At 40.9% G+C, this 15,477-nt stretch carries 9 protein-coding genes, 1 pseudogene and 1 riboswitch; all 10 genes and pseudogenes read left to right on the top strand.

Annotation, left to right across the window (positions count from 1 at the left end; all coding sequences use genetic code 11):
- The first annotated feature begins 9 nt into the window (after positions 1-9).
- Positions 10-2,574 carry a DUF5696 domain-containing protein gene (locus tag ABE099_RS01850; protein ID WP_430026883.1) on the top strand — a complete coding sequence of 855 codons (2,565 nt, stop codon included), beginning with the start codon at positions 10-12 and terminating at the stop codon, positions 2,572-2,574.
- On the top strand, positions 2,571-3,470 hold the full coding sequence (locus tag ABE099_RS01845) for a carbohydrate ABC transporter permease (protein ID WP_430026882.1): 900 nt from the start codon (positions 2,571-2,573) through the stop codon (positions 3,468-3,470). Before ABE099_RS01850 ends, ABE099_RS01845 begins: the two co-directional genes overlap by 4 nt.
- Before the next feature lie 21 nt (positions 3,471-3,491).
- Positions 3,492-4,499, top strand: coding sequence for a carbohydrate ABC transporter permease (locus ABE099_RS01840; RefSeq protein WP_430026881.1), 1,008 nt, complete (start codon positions 3,492-3,494; stop codon positions 4,497-4,499).
- Positions 4,500-4,509: 10 nt separating this feature from the next.
- Complete coding sequence (locus ABE099_RS01835) at positions 4,510-7,188, top strand: glycoside hydrolase (RefSeq protein ID WP_430026880.1); 2,679 nt, start codon at positions 4,510-4,512, stop codon at positions 7,186-7,188.
- Between the two features lie 101 nt (positions 7,189-7,289).
- A riboswitch (cyclic di-GMP riboswitch) is annotated at positions 7,290-7,379 on the top strand.
- Between the two features lie 157 nt (positions 7,380-7,536).
- Positions 7,537-9,315: a methyl-accepting chemotaxis protein gene (locus ABE099_RS01830; RefSeq protein ID WP_430026879.1), complete on the top strand. Its 1,779-nt coding sequence runs from the start codon at positions 7,537-7,539 to the stop codon at positions 9,313-9,315.
- Positions 9,316-9,413: 98 nt separating this feature from the next.
- Positions 9,414-10,159, top strand: a pseudogene (locus tag ABE099_RS01825) (VWA domain-containing protein).
- The gene (locus tag ABE099_RS01820; RefSeq protein ID WP_430026878.1) at positions 10,143-11,096 is read left to right on the top strand and encodes a serine/threonine protein kinase; all 954 of its coding nucleotides are present in this window, start codon (positions 10,143-10,145) and stop codon (positions 11,094-11,096) included. The pseudogene ABE099_RS01825 and the gene ABE099_RS01820 overlap by 17 nt, the downstream one beginning before the upstream one ends.
- A 24-nt stretch (positions 11,097-11,120) precedes the next feature.
- Positions 11,121-12,590, top strand: a complete 1,470-nt coding sequence (tilS, locus tag ABE099_RS01815) for a tRNA lysidine(34) synthetase TilS (protein ID WP_430026877.1) — start codon at positions 11,121-11,123, stop codon at positions 12,588-12,590.
- A gap of 54 nt (positions 12,591-12,644) precedes the next feature.
- Complete coding sequence (gene hpt / locus ABE099_RS01810) at positions 12,645-13,184, top strand: hypoxanthine phosphoribosyltransferase (protein ID WP_210090960.1); 540 nt, start codon at positions 12,645-12,647, stop codon at positions 13,182-13,184.
- 99 nt (positions 13,185-13,283) lie between these two features.
- Positions 13,284-15,380 carry an ATP-dependent zinc metalloprotease FtsH gene (gene ftsH, locus ABE099_RS01805; protein ID WP_430026876.1) on the top strand — a complete coding sequence of 699 codons (2,097 nt, stop codon included), beginning with the start codon at positions 13,284-13,286 and terminating at the stop codon, positions 15,378-15,380.
- The last annotated feature ends 97 nt before the right edge of the window (positions 15,381-15,477 follow it).

Raw genomic sequence — 15,477 nt, 5'->3', positions numbered from 1 at the left:
GACTACACCTTGAAAAAAAAGCTTATCATCTTTATGACTACAGTGATCATAAGTAGCTTACTTATTACCCAAAGCATGAATGCGGCAAAATCTAATTTACAAACGTTAGCTGAGCAGGAGTCTGAATATGAACAGACATTATCGACAGCGACAGAGGCAGCATTGGCAGAAGAGACTGCTGAAAAGGCAGTAAACATCAAAGGAATGGAGATCGTAGCAGAAAATGAAGCATTAGTTCTATATCTTCATCCTATTTCCACTGAAATTGCAGTTTTTGATAAAAAAAGTGGTGTCATCTGGTATTCTAATCCGCAAGATCGCGCCAAGGATAACATCGCAACGGGCTACAATAAAGATAAGCTAAATGTGCAATTTGAGCTCACGTATTATGATCCTGCTGGCAATACACTGAAATATGATAATTACACCCATAGCGTCCAAAACCAACAGTTTGAAGTCAAGAAGGTAGACGGTGGCATGGACATTATTTATACGTTAGGCGAGGTTAAGAGTGATATTGATGCAATCCCCAAGTGGATTAGTGTTGAACGCTTCCAAAGTCTAATTCTCGATAAGCTTGACGATAAAGGCAAAAAGGAAATTTTGAAGCGGTTTCGACTAGATGAGGGCAGCCAACGTTATGAGCGAAGAGACTCATCCCTTAAAGGGGTTGGTTTGAGTAAGGTTACGGGGCTTTTTAAGGAGGTTGGTTATGATGAGGCGCAGATCGCGATTGATAAGGCAGCTTATGGAGAAGATCAGGGTGAGCTATCCGACATTATAGTTCCCCTGCAATATCGCCTTGAAGGGAAGCAATTGAGGGTTAGCGTTCCTGAAAAAGGGATTCAGTATTCGGAGACGATGAAAATTCAAACCTTATCCGTATTGCCGTTTTTTGGGGCAAGTGGGTTTTCTGATCAGGGATATAGCCTTGTGCCAGACGGATCAGGTTCTCTCATTTATTTTAACAATGGCAAAACGAATGTGGCTCCTTATAATGCTACTTTGTATGGTATGGACAAAACTTTTTATAAGCCTATGAAAAATCAAAAGGATGAGGTAGCAAGACTCCCCGTCTTTGGTATGAAATATGAAAACCATGCTTTTTTAGCAATCATTGAAAAGGGGGATGCAGTGGCGTCTATTGAAGCAGATGTCAGCGGAAGGTTGAATCAATATAATACGGTGTTTCCAAGCTTTACTTTAAACAATGTAGAAGAGGTTACGCTTACCAATGGTTGGCGCTCTAGTACCGTCAAAAAGTTTCAATCCCAACCTTTTCATAGTGAAATTTCAGTGGCTTATCAATTTTTGGGAGCAGATCATGCTAGCTACTCTGGAATGGCGGAAAGCTACCGCAACTATTTAGAAGAACAGCAGAAGCTCACAAGACTAGAGGCGAATACCAAGCTTCCCTTTTATGTGGAGATCATCGGCGGCATTCCTAAGAAAAAGTTTTTTCTAGGTATCCCTTATCATGCTTATGAGTCGTTAACCACCTTTGAACAGGCACAAAAGATTCTGACAGAAATGCAGGGACTTGGCATCGACGGCATTCAGCTTCGTTATACAGGGTGGTTTAATGGTGGCATTCACCATAACCTGCCTAATAGTGTTTCCGTTGATTCCAAGCTAGGAGGAAGAAAAGGGTTAACTGAGCTACAGTCGTATGCAAAATCTAATAATATTGGACTTTATCCTGACGTGTCCTTCATGGAATCGTTTCCTGACGCAAAGGGTTTTAAGAAAGCTTACGCCTCACGTCTGATCACGAACAAGTTAGCCACGGTGTATCCTTTTAGAATATCGACATTGTGGGAAAATGATGAGGTTGATCCCGGTTATGTGCTTAGTCCAAAGGTTATCCCGCAAATTGTAAGTGGATTCCTCGAGGATTATCGCAGTTTAAATCTACCTAGCTTATCGCTTCGGGATTTAGGTAATGAGCTTAACTCTGATTTTAACCGAGAAGACGTCATCAATCGCGAAGAAACCAAAGGCGTTGCTATAGATCAGCTAAAGCAAATGACTACAACAGCACCTAACCTTCTTATTGAAGGTGGAAATGCATATGCTACCCCCTTTACGAAACATATTGTAAATGCACCCATCAGTAATAGTCGCTTCAACATTACAGATGAGGCCATTCCATTTTTTCAAATGGTGTATCACGGCTCGATTCAATATACCGGTGAAGCATGGAATTTAGGAGATGATCAAGATGCCTCAGTCACCTTTCTCAAGGCATTAGAAAGTGGCTCATCCTTGCACTACACGTGGTTTTATGCTGATCCTTCCGAGATTAAAATGACGGACTTTGACCACTTTTACTCCGCGGATTACCGACGTTGGATTAATGAGGCAGCAGAGCTGTATCAGAAACTCAATGGTGTTGTTCACGATGTGCAAGGTCAAGTCATTCAAAAGCATGAAAAATTGGCTGAGGGTGTATACCAAACTACCTTTGAACAGGGGAAAAGGATCGTTGTTAATTATAATGATGCTGTAGTAAAGATGAATGGTGTGACCGTAGAGCCCAAGAGCTACTGGGTTGGAGGTGACATTAGAGAATGAAAATCAAAAAGCTATCTCTTGAGCAAAAGAACAGATATTATGGGTTGTATTTCATTTTACCTTGGTTTATTGGCTTCATATTTCTGTTTCTAGCACCGCTAGTTTCTTCATTCCGCTATGGACTGAGCAAATTAAAGGTGACTGACGAAGGCTTTACGTTAAACTTTGTTGGTCTTGAAAACTATAAGGAAGCTTTGTTTTCACATGAATCCTATGTCAGAACTCTAACAGAATCCTTCGTAAATATTGTTGTAAATACACCGTTAATTATTATTTTTAGTCTGTTTTTCGCCGTCATTTTAAATCAAAAATTTCGAGGGCGGGTGTTAGCGAGGGCGGTATTCTTCTTGCCAGTAATTTTAGCCTCAGGCATTATTGCCAGCATTGAAAGCGGCGATCTAATGCAATCCGTCGTACGCAGTGCTAATGATTCAACAGGCGGCGGCTTATCGCTTATGAAAAATTTACAGTTAACCGCCTTATTGCTTGATTCGGGTATGAGCCCAGTGCTGGTACAGTATTTTACTAGTGCGGTGAGTCGGATTTATGAAATTGTTAGTCAGTCAGGTGTGCAAATATTGATCTTTTTAGCGGGATTACAGTCTATCTCCCCTTCCTTGTATGAGGCGGCAAAAATTGAAGGCTCTACAGGTTACGAGGCGTTCTGGAAAATTACTTTTCCGATGATTAGTCCATTGATATTGACCAATTTAGTCTACACCATCATTGATAGCTTTATCAGTGATAAAACAAGTCGACTCGTTGTTGAAACCGCATTCAAGAGCTATAACTTTGGACTTAGTGCTGCCATGGCTTGGATTTATTTTGCTGTTATTGCCTTTGTATTATGGATAACCACCCTATTGGTGTCACGGAAAGTATTTTATCAAGATTAGCGCTTTGAAAGGAGGAACCCTATGAAAACGGAAACCGTTGTAAAGTCCTCTACAAAGGGACACCTGCAACGTTTTGCCTCATCTGCCTATTGGTTTGAGTTTTTAAAAAAATGGCTCTGGATTATTGTGCGGTTTGTTTTGTTATTTGGTATTTCGTTTGTTATTTTATATCCTATTTTGCTTAAAATTTCGATTGCGTTTAAGAACATGCCTGATCTATACGATCCCACCGTGATCTGGATTCCAAAAACATGGACGCTGGATAACTTTAAGCTTGTCTACAAAGCCATGAATTACCCAAGTGTCCTAACAAATACCTTTCTCTTATCAGGTGGCGTTATGCTGCTTCAGACGATGACGTGTGTGCTAGCAGGGTATGGATTTGCGCGAATTAAGTTTAAAGGAAGTGGGCTAATGTTTGGAGCAGTTATATTTACGATTCTAGTTCCAAGTCAAACGATCATGGTTCCACTTTATTTAAACTTCAAAAATTTTAGTTTGTTTGGAATTATTGATTTGTTTGGAGCTAAGCCGATCAATATGATTAATACGTATTGGCCATTTCTTATTTCCTCCTTGCTAGGAATGGGCGTTAAAACAGGGCTCTACGTGTATATTTTCCGTCAATTTTTCCGAGGCATTCCGCGTGAAATTGAAGAGGCGGCGTATGTTGATGGCGCAGGCTATTTTAAGACGTTTAGACGTGTCATTTTGCCTAATGCTATCCCTTCTATGGTCACAGTGATGTTGTTTTCATTTGTGTGGCAATGGAATGATTCATTTTTCACCAATATGTATTTGAATGCACCAAAGGTGATGTCCTCGATGATGTCATCCTCAGGTTATGCGATTGCTACCTTCCTGACAGGGGGCGGGCAGGCGGCATCTTCCTATACTCAAGATCCATTTTTCATGTCGATGATGATGAACACAAGTGTATTAATGGCGATTTTACCCCTTATCATTATGTACCTGTTCGTTCAACGTTATTTTGTTGAAAGTGTTGAGCGTTCGGGCCTAGTCGGTTAGGAGGAAAAAGATGAGGAAAAAGAAAATGTTTGTTATTGTTGTTGCCCTTGTCATGTGTTTAGGACTGTTAGTCGCACAGCTATCCCAAGGCTCTGAAATCAAAAATAGCTCCAGTGGCAAAAAAGAGGAGGGAATGCCTGTGAAGCAGCATACGCCACCAGATGCTGTAGTAACCATCAATGGGAACATTAAGCATCAAACGATTGATAATTTTGGTGCATCCGATGCCTGGTCCATGGACCCCATAGGGAAGCAATGGACAGAGGAAAACAGGAATAAAGTTGCAGATTTACTGTTTTCTAAAGAGAAAGGAATTGGTTTATCGGCGTGGCGGTTTAATATTGGGGCGGGATCATCGGAAACCGATAAAGATAGAATTCCCGACCCTTGGCGACGAGCAGAAGCTTTTAAAATGTCAGAGAATGGTAGTTATGATTGGAATAAGCAAGCGGGGCAGCAATGGTTCCTTCAAGCAGCGGCGGATCGTGGTGTAGATACCTTGATCGCGTTTGTGAACAGTCCACCCGTTTGGATGACCAAAAATGGCCATGCCCAGCCTGAGCCACAGTCGGGCTCTACTAACCTAAAGCCAAATTATGAAAAGCCATTTGCGAGCTTTTTGATTGATGTGCTTACACACTTTAAAAACCAAGGACTAGAGTTCGATTATATTAGCCCTATTAATGAACCAACTTGGGATTGGAATAACGCTTGGCAGGAGGCCAATCGCTATAATAATGACGATCTTAAACGTGTTATTTTAGAACTTTACCGCCAACTAGGTCAGAGTGAGCTTAAAGCCAAAATTAGCGCGCCTGATGGCGTAGAAATCACGTCATTGCTAGATGACAAGTATTACAAGCAGTTTGCAGGCAGTGGTACGTATTCAAGTGGTGCTAATAAACTAGGGACGGGCAAATACCGTGAATATATTAAGGATTTACTTAGTGATCCAGAGCTGAAGCAGGCAGTGGGCAACAAAATCGCCTCTCACTCCTACTGGTCTGACTATAGTAAGCCTGGTGATGATCGTCTAGTTAAGCTGAGACAAATTCTTCATGATAATCTTGTTCATTATGGTCCTGACACTAAGTATTGGGTGACTGAATATTGCATTTTAGGTGATTATGGCCCTGGTCGTGATCTTGGCATTGAACCTGCGCTACAAGTGGCAAAAACGATTCATTTTGACTTAGCAGAGGCAAATGCGTCCGCATGGCAGTGGTGGACAGCTGTGTCCAAGGTAGATTACAAGGATGGCTTAATTTATACCGATTACAATGAGGTAGGCGATGAGCAAAATATTTTGACATCCAAAATATTGTGGGCGTTAGGAAACTATAGTAAATTTATTCGCCCTGGCGCTGAGCGTATCGAATTAACAGGCTTAAGTAGGGACTCTAACAGTACGCTACTGGGTTCCGCTTATGTCCACGATGTTGATCAGACCGTAACTGCTGTGTTCGTTAATAATAGCTATCGCGATAAAAGGGTGAACGTAAGCCTTCAGAACCTTGGTTTAAAAGGCAAAGTCGCTTTACTCCAATCATTTATCACAAATGGTAAATTCGACTTGGCACGTGGCGACGATGCTATGCTAGGTGAAGGAGACGTGTTTGAGGTCGTCATCCCTGCGCAGTCAGTAGTTACTTTGACAGGAACAGCAGGAGCTAAGGGAGGGACCGTTTTGAATAATGATGAGCATGCAAAAAGGGCTATTGTTAAGGAGCAGAGTGCTACAGAGGCTTATGCTGGCTACATTTTTACCTATTTTACTGGAGAAAATAGTCCACATGGTGAACAGGTATATTTTGCTCTAAGTGAAGGAAATAACCCGTTAAGATGGCGAGAACTAAATGGTGGAAGGCCTGTTTTGACCTCTACATTAGGGGAAAAAGGCATTCGAGATCCATTTCTAATTCGTTCCCCTGAGGGTGATCGGTTTTATTTGATTGCGACCGATCTAAAAATTTATGGAAACTGGGATTGGGGCAGGGCTCAATCTGAGGGGAGCCGCTCCATTATCGTATGGGAATCCAATGATTTGCTAACGTGGTCACAGCCAAGAAAGGTTGAAATTGCACCGCCAGAAGCAGGCAATACTTGGGCACCTGAGGCTTTTTATGATGAGCAAAGTGGCGAATATGTTGTATTCTGGGCATCCCGTTTGTTTGAAAAGGGTACACGTAGCGGTGGGGATGGGTACCAGAAAATGATGTATAGCAAAACGCGAGATTTTAATACTTTTTCAGAGCCACAGGTGTATATGGACTATGGATATTCCACCATTGATACTACGATGATTGCCCATAACGGTAAAATTCACCGTTTTACGAAGGATGAACGCGAGTATGGAGCCGCCTCTCCTTACGGTAAAATGGTATTTCATGAGGTGCTGGACTCTATCTTTGATACAAATCAAACCTTGATTAAGGAAGGTACGGGTGAGATTAAAGGTGTCGAAGGACCTACTGTATTTAAATCAAATACAGAAGATAAGTGGTATCTATTTGTGGATGAATTTAGAGGTAGAGGTTACATTCCACTTGAAACCCGTGACCTTAATTCCGGGAAATGGACAATATCAGCAAACTATGCGTTACCTAAAAGTCCACGTCATGGCACTGTGATTCCCGTCACTAAAAGTGAATATGAGGCGATTGCAGCTAAGTTTGGTGTGAGTAAATAATGCTGAAAATGGGCAATTTGCAATGGATTAGCTTGAATTGCATAGTAAAGTTTCAATAAATGTAGTAAAATTGTCCTAGTTTATTTAACAATTCAATTTAAAAGGGCAAAAGGCAAAACTATTGAAAAATAGTGACGCAAAGCTAGAGGGACTCCATTCCTTTTACAAGGGACTGTCAGCCAGTTGTATGATATGATTTCGTATCTTTAATATGACTTGTAGCGTCTTTTTAGCTATAGGTCATTTTTTTATATTGAAAAGTTGAAAGGGGGATACATGCTAGGAAGTAGCTTACAGGATGGATGTATCTATAAATTTAAATACAAAAGTTATTAAGGGAGAATTTCAATGAAGGCATTTCAATTTCCAAAACTTAATTTTTCTAAACGACTAAGGTCCAGAAGTATTGTATCAAAAAATATGTTGTTATCCAGTGTTACGATCATTTTAACTGGAGTTATTCTTATTACGGCTAGCTTTTATATTCAAGGAGATGTGTTAACGGAGCAGTTAGAATCTGAATCAAGTCAAGTTATTGCTGCGCTTGAAAAAAGAGTTAGCTTGGAAACAGTAGAAGGTGCGATAGAAAGCAATTATCCTACAACATCGGCGCAAAAAAGAATGACAAATATATTAGATGAGTTGATTGAAAGCCATCCTAACTTGTCGCAGGTTTATTTATACGGTGCGGAGATTGTAGAAAACAATAAAACAAAAATAATTTCTGTCCCTACGAAAACACAAGAGACAATGAAAGATAATAAATTAGAGCTTGGCGGGTTAATTGAGCACTCCCAAGTGCATATTAATGCGGTTAATAAGATGTTGAATAGTAAAGAGATTACATATTCACGTATATTTAGTGATCAACAGGGAACATGGTTAACTGTACTTACCCCTGTTGAGGACAAAAGCGGGAAAATCATTGCCTATATTGGGATTGATGTTGATGCAAGTTTGATTAGAGAAGGACAAGCTTCGCTAATTCTATATGCTTCTATTTATTTGCTCTGTACTGTTATATTAGCCTTGATCGTCCAATACTGGATGACAAAGCGCACATTTGCTCCAATTAAAGATATGATGGTTGCAATGGATCAACTGAGTCAAGGCGATTTTAGTGTGCGACTTAAAACGAGCAATGATGAATTAGGTCAGGTGAGTACAAAATTTAATGAAACCATTCATGATGTAAATAACTTAGTTGTGATGATCAAGGATGTGTCTAAGCAGTTAGCTGCTCAGTCTAAACATTTATCTACAAATACTGAAGCAAGTCATGAAAGCTCGTTAGCCATTACGAACAATATCGAGGAGATTTCTCAAAAGATTAACATTCAAAGCATTGCAATTGGAGAAGGGGTTACGTCCCTTGAGGAAATATCATCTGGTGTTAATACAATCGCTAGCAGTACGTCAGAGGTGTCTGAGTCTGCTTTACGGATGAAGTCGCAGTCAGAGAAAGGTGGTAAAAATGTAGCTGCTGTAATTATGCAAATGGATGAAATTCATAAATCTGTCTCACAATCCGTGAACTCTATAGAACAGTTAAGACTTCGCTCACGTCAAATTGAGGAAATTGTTACTGTCATTACGGAAATTGCGAATCAAACACATTTGTTATCACTTAATGCAAGCATTGAAGCTGCGCGTGCAGGCGAGCATGGTAAGGGCTTTGCTGTGGTTGCAGATGAGGTGAAGAAGCTAGCAGAGCAATCGGGAAGTTCCGCTAAAGAGATTGCATCCCTTGTGCATCATATACAATCAGAGACGTTAACGGCTGTGGATGCAATTAAGGAAGGGCAAAGTAGTGTTGAGGTGGGCATCGGTGTTGTCCATGATACAGGACAAATATTTGGCAGTATGCTAGAGGTGACAGAAGCGGTCACAGGCCAAATTCAGGAGGTATCCGCAGCGACGGAGCAAATGGTGGCGGAAACGGAGCAGGTGACATCTGCCATTAAACAGCTCTCTATCATTGCAGAGCGTAATGCTGTGCTTGCTAGTGAAATTGAATCAAAATCTGTGAGTCAGCGTGATGCTTCAGATGAGATTCTTGGGACAGCACATGAAATGAATACGGTGGCAGACCGGTTAGAAGAGCTTGTTGTAAAATTAAAAGTATAGCTAGTAGATTTAATTTGACCTGCTAGTTTGAATCTCGCGAACTCTGGAAATAATAGAAATGAGAGAGTCGTAGATTTCAAACTAGGAGGTTTTTCGTTATGAAGCAAATTATGCTTATTACAGATGGTTGCTCTAATGTAGGAGAAAGCCCCGTTATGGCAGCGGCAATTGCTCAGCAAGAAGGAATTATTGTTAATGTAGTTGGTATTGTAGATTATGGGACAATTGGCGAGCTTGGAAGCCTCGAAATTAATGAGATTGCTAAAGCGGGTGGGGGAATGAGTCAGCTTGTAGGAACAGAAAAATTAGCCCATACGATGCAAATGATGACACGCAAAACGGTTGTCCAAACCGTTCAAATGGCTGTAAATCGCGAGCTTCGCCATATTTTAGGGGATCAAACATTGGAGGACTTAGCACCAGACACACGTTCACAGGTTGTAGAGGTCATTGATGAGTTGGCGGAAACGCATCCTTTAGATGTCGTATTACTCATTGATGTAAGTGCAAGTATGAAGCCCAAGCTTGCGGCTGTAGAAAATGCCATCCATGATATGATGCTTAGCTTAGGTGCAAGACAAGGGGATAGCAGGCTGGCAGTATTCCATTTCCCTGGCGCGCATAGTGGGGAAGAGGCAGTAATGGATATCGACTGGACGACCGATCTTAACTCCATCAAAAATATATTTGGCAAATTGACGACGAGAGGTGCAACACCGACAGGCCCAGCGATTCATAAGGTGACCGAGTTCTTCCGATGTGGTACACTTGGGACAGGGAGTCAACCGTTGTGGTCTGAGGAAATCTTAGGATAGAAGGGGTGTTTGGTGATTCTGTCATCTAAACTTAGTCTGTCCCCGGGAACTTTAATAACTGGTCGTTTTAAAGGCAGCAGATATGTGATACAACGCTTATTGGGACAAGGGGCAAATGGCGTTGTATATTTGGTCAATAAAGTGGATAGCGGTAAGCAATATGCGTTAAAAATGGGATTTGATAACATTGATATCCAATCAGAGATCAATAACTTAAAAGCGCTACACAAGCAAGGCAAGGACTCAGCTACGGCTGTTATTCGTTCTGCAGAATCTCTTCCTTATTTATTGGAAGTAGATGATTATATCGCACAAGAGGGTACAACCCCTTTTTATGTTATGCGTTACATTAAGGGGGATGCATTGCGGGCATTTTTAGTGCATCGTGGTCCTAAATGGATGCGAGTTGCAGGTTATAGCTTGCTACGTAAGCTTCAACAATTGCATGCGGCAGGCTGGGTATTTGGTGACCTTAAACCTGAAAATATTATCGTTTCTCCATACGGAGAAGTGGAGTTAATTGACTACGGTGGGGTCAGCGCGATTGGACGAAGTGTGAAGCAATATACAGAGTGGTACGATCGTGGCTTTTGGAATAGTGGGAGTCGTGTAGCAGAATCATCCTATGATTGGTTTTCCTTTGCAGTAATTACGCTACATATGCTCGTAGAGCCTTCTTTAAAGAGGATGGCAGAGCAATTACCACAGACGCGGAGTACTGCGGATCTAATAAGCATTATTGACTCAGAGTCAGAGCTACAACCTTATAAGGCATGGTTGGTTAAGGCACTACATGGTGATTTTAAAAGTACACATGAAGCTTGCCAATTGTGGAAGGACCAGATTTTATTGACCTCTGTGAAAACAAGGCGTAAAGAGCGAAATACACCAAGATGGATGTTAGGCGCATTTGTGGCCTCATTAGTATTTTTGCTAGGTGCTGTCTATGTCAGTTTAAGCTTTTAAAAAAGAATAGGGGTAAGTCAATACATGAAGCAATCAGGGATGTACCATCTAATTGAGCATGTACGCCAAGTTCAGAGAGAGCACCAATTGTGGGTGCAAGGTAGTTGTATTATAGTCGCAGTGTCAGGGGGACCCGATTCTGTGGCTCTTTTGCATGTTCTAAATCATTTAGCATTAGAAGATAATCTCAAGCTTGTCTGCGCCCATGTGAATCATGGTTTTAGAGGTGAAGAATCGGACAGAGAGGCTGTCTTTGTAGGTGAATTGGCTAATCAGTTGGGTATTTCCTTTGAATTAGGTCAATTTGACGTTCCTGCCTATATGAAGCTTACTGGTAAAGGAACACAGGTGGCTGCACGTGAAGTCCGTTATCAGTTCCTATATGAAGTTGCAATGAAGCACCAAGCAACTAGCATTGCTCTAGCTCATCATGGAGATGATCAAGCGGAGACGGTTATGCTTCACTTACTAAGGGGAAGTGGGCCAACTGGTTTAGCAGGGATGAGAATTAAACGAGTAGCACCACAGCATGAACAAAAGCTTGAACAAAAACTTCAACTTATTCGTCCTTTCCTACAAATGTATAAGAAGGATTTAGTTGCTGCATGTGAGGAAGAAAAAATTGCTTTTGTAACAGATAGCAGCAATTTAATTAATAAATATACACGTAATGCAATCAGATTGGATGTGTTGCCTTTTTTGGGGCAATATAATGAAAGGCTTGCAAGTGCGCTAAATACTACGGCTGAAATTGTGGGTACAGAAGATGATTATATGGCTCAGCAGACTGAGGTGCTGTATAAACAGCTCATATCTGAGATTAAACATGGACTTGCTTTCAGCGCGAAGTCATTTCAGTTGTTACATGTCGCTTTACAACGGAGGTTGATTAAACTAATATTAAATTATTCGCCTTTTAAAATGGAAGAAAGTGATTTTATCAAGATTGAAGACATTCGGTCAAGGATTTTAAGAGAAAATCCTATAAACTGGAGGCTTGATCTTGGAGGTAGACTACGTTGTGTAAGGGAATATGATATTATTTCATTTGTACAAGATGTGTCGGATCCAAATGTAGCTGGCTATACATATCGTATCGATCAAGACGAGCAAGAAGTTTCCATTCCAGAAATAAGGAAAAAACTTATGATTACGCAGTGTATGGCGGGCTCTGGTATGGATACAATAATTTCGTCAGCGAACAACACAGCTTATTTTGATGCAGATGAATTAAAATATCCCCTAACTATACGTTCTCGGTTGCCGGGAGATAGCATGAGATTAATGGGACTAAACGGAAGTAAAAAGGTAAAGGATATTTTTATTGATGATAAAATTCCACCTTCTCTTCGTCCTCATATCCCGATTATCAGTGATGCACTAGGACGTATTATATGGATTGCAGGTATTCGTCGTTCTGCATTAGCTACATTGCATCAACATACAACTTCCATTGTGCGAATGGTTTTAGTTTCGGAGGGCGAGATGTCATAATAAGTTATCGCTTCATTCCGGCATTCATAGTATAACGTAGGAGGTTTACCTGACTTGCAAAACGATATTAAAGAAATTTTAATTACTGCCGAGCAAATTAAGGAAAAAGTAGAGCAGCTTGGTGTGCAGCTTAGTAAGGAATATGCGGGACGTAACCCTTTAGTTATTTGTGTTTTAAAGGGTGCTTTCATCTTTATGTCTGATTTAGTAAAGGAAATTACAGTTCCATTGGAGCTTGATTTTATGGCTGTATCAAGTTATGGCACATCTACAAAATCATCAGGAGAAGTTAAAATCATTAAAGATTTAGATACATCTGTTGAAGGACGTGAGATCCTTATTGTCGAAGATATTATCGACAGTGGTCTAACCCTCAGCTACTTAATAGACGTACTTGAGCGTCGAAAAGTTAAATCTGTTAAGATTGTCACCTTGTTTGACAAGCCAGCTCGCAGAACAGTAAATCTTCAAGCAGATTGGTCTGGATTTTTAATACCTGACGAATTTATCGTTGGTTATGGATTGGATTATGGCGAGAAGTACCGTAATTTACCTTATATCGGGGTATTGAAGCCAGAGATTTACGAGCAATAATGAGGTGTTGAAAATTGGGTTAATAATACTATAGTGCTATTTTGTAAAATGGTAATTGGCTATGGTAAAATAACATAAGGTTTTGAGAGGAGGTTGGGGATGAAGAATCGGTTCATCAAGAATTCTGGGTTTTATTTAATACTTTTTTTAGTCGTGGTGGGCATAGTCCGTATTCTCAACGGTGGGACTGAGGCAACCGTAACTCCTAGATATGATGAGTTTAGACAAGAACTTAAAGCTAACAATGTTGAGGAGATTACCGGTAAATTTGACGGCTATGCATATCGCCTTACAGGGAAGTATAAAAAGGCCGTAGGCGAAAGCGCGACAAAAAATTTCTCCACGTATATTCCTTTTGATAATAATGTTCTTAAGGAAATCACTGATTATAGTGACCAAAATAAAATTAAAATGACATGGGAAAAGATGCAGGGTGAAAGTATTTGGCTGACATTCCTGACTTCCATTATCCCAATGGCAATTTTGTTTATTTTGTTCTTCTTCATGTTTAATCAGGCACAGGGTGGCGGCGGCAAGGTCATGAACTTTGGCAAAAGCAAAGCCCGTTTATACAATGCTGAGAAGAAGAAGGTTACATTTGAGGATGTAGCGGGGGCAGATGAAGAGAAGCAAGAGCTTGTTGAGGTTGTTGACTTCTTGAAGGATCAACGTAAATTTAATGCAGTAGGGGCTCGAATTCCTAAAGGGGTGCTGCTAGTAGGTCCTCCAGGGACAGGTAAAACGTTGCTTGCGCGTGCAGTTGCAGGTGAAGCGGGCGTGCCTTTCTTTAGTATTTCAGGTTCTGATTTCGTAGAAATGTTTGTTGGTGTCGGGGCATCTCGTGTTCGTGATTTGTTTGAAAATGCGAAAAAAGAAGCACCATGTATCATTTTTATTGATGAAATTGATGCGGTAGGTAGACAACGTGGCGCAGGTCTTGGTGGTGGGCACGATGAACGTGAACAAACCTTGAACCAATTGCTCGTTGAAATGGATGGTTTCGGTGGCAATGAAGGTATTATTATTATTGCTGCAACGAACCGTGCAGACATCTTGGACCCAGCGTTGTTGCGTCCAGGTCGTTTTGACCGTCAAATTACAGTTGATCGCCCAGATGTTAAGGGACGTGAAGCGGTACTTAACGTACACGCACGTAATAAACCTTTAACGAAGGATGTTCGTCTAGATATTATTGCAAAACGTACAACAGGTTTCTCAGGTGCAGACCTAGAGAACTTATTGAATGAAGCGGCATTGCTAGCTGCACGTCGTAATCGCAAAGATATTTCTATGCGTGAAGTGGATGAAGCGATTGATCGCGTTGTGGTTGGTACGGAAAAACGAAGCCGTGTCATCAGTGACCGCGAGAAACGTATCGTTGCCTTCCACGAAGCCGGTCATACCATCGTTGGTTATTTCCTAGAGCATGCTGATATGGTGCACAAGGTTACCATCGTTCCACGTGGCCGTGCAGGCGGATATGTTATTATGATGCCTAAAGAAGATCGTATGCTTATGACGAAGCAGGAGTTGCTTGACCGTGTAACAGGTCTCCTCGGTGGACGTGTTGCGGAGGAAATCTTTATTGGTGAGATTGGAACAGGTGCTCATAGCGACTTCCAACAAGCAACAAGTATCGTGCGTAGCATGATTATGGAATATGGTATGAGTGACAAGTTGGGACCACTTCAATTTGGTAGCTCTCAAGGTCAAGTTTTCTTAGGTCGTGATTTTGGTCATGAGCAAAACTATAGTGATCAAATTGCTTACGAAATCGATCAAGAAATGCAAAATATGATTCGTGACAGCTATGAAAGATGTAGAGAGCTCTTAACGAAGCATTCTAAAGAAGTGCATTTGATTGCTGAAACCTTGCTTGAAGTGGAAACGCTTGAGCTTGAGCAAATTAAATCCTTAATCGAAACGGGTTCATTGCCGCCAACTGATGGTGATGGTGGAGCTTCTAGTAACGGTTCTGAAGGCACTCCTTCTGAAACGTCTGAGCCGATCATTGATAACATTGGTAATGTTCGTGTTCGTATCCAAGGACAATCAGAAGATCAAGCTTCTTCCATTCCTGATGGCGACATTCCGAACCATGAACCAAATGAGTCAGGTAGCAATGGTAACAATCAAAATGATGATTCGAATGGCTCTAATAACGGTAACAATGGTGGAGGTACACCAACCGTTTAAATAAAATGATAAATAAAATTCCCAAGGACACATGTCTTTGGGAATTTTTTGTTCCTACAATAGTTTTTTTGTTGTGTTATAATGCATTACAATTATT

The sequence above is a fragment of the Paenibacillus turicensis genome (genome assembly GCF_050461185.1).
In the GTDB taxonomy this organism is placed as follows: Bacteria; Bacillota; Bacilli; order Paenibacillales; family Paenibacillaceae; genus Fontibacillus; species Fontibacillus turicensis_A.
Note: the sequence above shows the minus strand (reverse complement) of the source record. Positions and strands in the feature narration are given on the sequence as shown.